The following is a 1,543-nucleotide window of genomic DNA, read 5'->3' on the forward strand; positions in this document are numbered from 1 at the left end:
CTAAAAAATGGCTTTCGCATAACCGACAATCCGGTCTTTCTTCAAAGGTCCCCAGTAACGACCGTCGTAGCTTCCTGCATTGACCGACAAGGTAAGAATCTCATCATCCTTTATCACGAAGGAGCGGTCGTAAGAGCCGGGTGGCTCGTGAAGGTATGTCAGTCCCCACAACCGGTCCCAGTAAACGCCATTGACGTATGCCCGGTCGTTGCGGATTTCCACCTTGTCACCCGGCAACCCAGCCGCAAACTTGGTCAACAATGAGCCATCCTTGAATATCGGTTCCAGCCCCTGGGAGCGAAATACCACCAAATCACCATAATGGAGGTCATCATGGAATGGTTTTTTGGAATACAGGAACGCCGTCCAGGGCAAGCATTTTATTTCCTGTGGATCCACCCCAATAAAGTGGGTCTTTAACCACTGGGACACCCCGAAGTCAGCCGCTATATAAGCAAGTAACGAGAATATCGGGGCCAGCATGAGAATGCTGATGCGTTTGCGATTCCAAAAAGAGGGTTTAGTTGACATGATATTACCTTGCCACATTGGGAACAGAATCATCGAACTCGCCCAGCCCCAGTGCAACCATGACAGGCTGGGTTACATCTCTGCCTTCAAGGCCGCGGAGAACAGCCTGTTTAGTTAAAACCAGGTAACCTGCGTCTGCGTACTTTGCGAGAACTTTATCGAGTTCGTTAACGAAGTCTCTGCTCTCCAGTATGCCTTTGGCGGGTTCGCCCGGGTGTTCTTTCAGCATGCGTTGGAGTTGTGCGGTAAACAGCTTTTCGGAATCGACATAGACAATCTTTGCCGGCTCGGAAGATTTTCCAAGATATCCAACAATGACATCACGAAATCCGTAAAGGCCGCTGGCCACAATCAATGCGACCAATAATGCGGCCAACAGCATAGTCGTTACATCCACGCCTTGTGGTGTAGCCCCAGGAGAAGCTTCGAGAGTGTCAACATGCTCGGTCCCGGGCGGGACCCGGACAGCTTGATCTGTAATCTCCGGAGATGGATCAGGATTTCCCATTCGTTTTTACCTCAGCCATAATTGGCAATGAAATTACGGACAGCCTGCTCAGCGGGTACACCATTCTCGATGTCCCGCATTACCACGTCGCGCTCGTCGCCTTTTGTGGAAAAGACCACCTGGGCAAAACGATTTTCAACATGACGGGCGACACCCCAACCGTTATTGGTATAGATAAAGACTTCGGCATAGCGTCCTGGTACGGTATGAACGGATTTCAATATATCGAAAGCTGCATCGGACAAATCCAGGTATTTGCTTGCGCGAAGCCGGTCAATCGCTTCCGAATTTTGTGCGAGGATATATTTATTGGGCGAATTGTCGGCAATGGCCTGCCCAACGGGGCTTTGATAGATGTCCGCCAGAGACTGGGTAACTGTGATGTAGGAACCCAGCACTTTACGAGCCCGGCGATAGCCGCTGGCCAGGAATCGGGCAACCATCTGATCCCCGCCACCGGAATTGGCGCTTTCTTCCGTCAACAGGTCACCCGCTTCCTCGATA

General features: G+C 51.1%; 2 protein-coding genes and 1 pseudogene. All 3 read right to left on the reverse strand.

The genetic code is table 11. The annotated features are described in order from the left end of the window. Positions 1 to 531 (reverse strand): S26 family signal peptidase, encoded by a 531-nt coding sequence (locus tag ACOCD2_RS19410; RefSeq protein WP_294052107.1) that lies wholly within the window; start codon positions 529 to 531, stop codon positions 1 to 3. Between the two features lie 4 nt (positions 532 to 535). Then, a complete protein-coding gene (locus ACOCD2_RS19415; protein ID WP_293646652.1) occupies positions 536 to 1,039 on the reverse strand; it encodes a hypothetical protein in 504 nt (167 codons plus the stop codon). Positions 1,040 to 1,050: 11 nt separating this feature from the next. Further along, positions 1,051 to 1,543: pseudogene (locus ACOCD2_RS19420) on the reverse strand (type IV secretion system protein TraC); the annotation flags it as partial.

This window comes from Thiolapillus sp. (assembly GCF_048562965.1).
Classification (GTDB): domain Bacteria; phylum Pseudomonadota; class Gammaproteobacteria; order Chromatiales; family Chromatiaceae; genus Thiolapillus; species Thiolapillus brandeum_A.

Excerpts from the sequence above, each read along its gene's own strand:
- ACOCD2_RS19410 (WP_294052107.1), bottom strand. The coding sequence starts at position 531 with ATGTCAACTAAACCCTCTTTTTGGAATCGCAAACGCATCAGCATTCTC.
- ACOCD2_RS19415 (WP_293646652.1), bottom strand. The coding sequence starts at position 1,039 with ATGGGAAATCCTGATCCATCTCCGGAGATTACAGATCAAGCTGTCCGG.